Origin of the sequence: Sphingomonas sp. RB1R13 (assembly GCF_036663775.1) — a bacterium.
Lineage (GTDB): Bacteria > Pseudomonadota > Alphaproteobacteria > Sphingomonadales > Sphingomonadaceae > Sphingomicrobium.
The window spans coordinates 1-1,289 of record NZ_JAXOJM010000043.1 but is presented as its reverse complement, the minus strand read 5'-3'; the positions used below and the strand labels follow the sequence as shown (position 1 = coordinate 1,289).

The 1,289-nt window shown below is 66.2% G+C and carries 2 protein-coding genes; one reads left to right on the top strand and one right to left on the bottom strand.

Features of this window, described 5'->3' with window-relative positions; genetic code table 11:
- Nucleotides 1–440, top strand: a 440-nt coding sequence (locus U1700_RS14665) for a thymidylate kinase (protein WP_332753427.1), incomplete at its 5' end; no start/stop codon positions are given.
- A gap of 374 nt (nucleotides 441–814) precedes the next feature.
- On the opposite strand, the gene U1700_RS14660 is transcribed toward U1700_RS14665, so the two are convergent.
- Nucleotides 815–1,289: NADPH-dependent FMN reductase (locus U1700_RS14660; protein WP_332753426.1), on the bottom strand; the 475-nt coding region annotated here is incomplete at its 5' end.

Sequence of the window (1,289 nt, the reverse complement as noted above, 5' to 3'; positions counted from 1 at the left end):
CGCGGCCGCATCTGGTCGAGCTGGCCGAAGTGCACGACGTCATCGTCTTCGACCGCTATATCGCGTCGAACATGGCCTATCAGGCGGCCCAAGTGCCGCCTGACCGGGCGCCTGCGCTGCTGCAATGGATCGAACAGCTGGAGACGGTGCAGTTCCGCCTGCCAGCGCCCCATCTGTCGGTCTATCTCGACACGCCGCTCGACGTCGCGCGCGACCTGATCGCCCGCAAGCGCAAGCGCAGCTATACGGACGATACCTATGACGCCTATGAGGCCGATCTGGGGCTTCAGGCACGGGTGCGCGCCAATTACGCCGCGATGGCGGACGGGGCGATGCTGGGCGAGTGGGTGACGGTGTCGACCGTGGCGCATGGTGCTTTGCGCGATCCGGCGGAGATCGCGGACGAGATCACGGCGCTGGTGACGGAGCGTCTGCGCTAACGGTTTCCCGGCGACTCGCCGTTCCCCGGCAAAGGCCGGGGTCCAGTTCCTGTGTGCTATCGAAGGCGCAAGGCATTTGCCGCCCACGCACGATCTTTGTGCACCAGCGGCCTGGAAGAAACTGGGCCCCGGCCTTCGCCGGGGAACGGGGTGTTATCTTTTCTTTCACGCGATGCCGCGATGCCGCGAAGAGGGAGAATTGGGTTCGCGCGGAGGCGCGGAGGACGCGGAGGTGTCGAGCTTGCGGCTCTTGCAGCCTTTTTCACGCGATCGAAGAAAGAACGCTGCGCGCTGCCGCGCGCGATACATCTCCGCGCCTTCGCACGAAATCAAACTCTTTGCGTCATCGCGGCTTCGCGTGAATCAAAAACCCCTCAGTTCGACGCGCCGATCGTCCCCGCCAGCGGTGCGAAGCGGGCGACCTGTTGGCCGACCAGGCGCAACTGCCCTTCGACCGCCGGGTCGCTGATCCGGCCTTCTTCGTCGAACCGGGTCTGCTGCGTGTTCACCGCCGCCGCAAACGGCGTCGGCCAGCCGCGCAGCGCATGGACGATCGAGCGCAGGGCCGCGATGGTCGAGCCCGTAGCCTGCCAGCCATAGGCGGTGGCGATCAGCCCCACCGGCATGTCGGCGAGATAGGGGCGGTCGTCCTTCGCCGTTTCCTCCAACAGGTCGAGCGCGTTCTTCACCAACCCCGAGATGCTGCCATGATAGCCCGGACTGGCGATGATGATCGCCGAGGCCTGTCGCACGGTGTCGACGAACACCCGCTCCGCCTCGGTTCGCTCGGTCGCGCGCGGATTGTAGAGCGGCAGGCGCGCCAGATCCTCGCCCCCGAAGACATGGGTG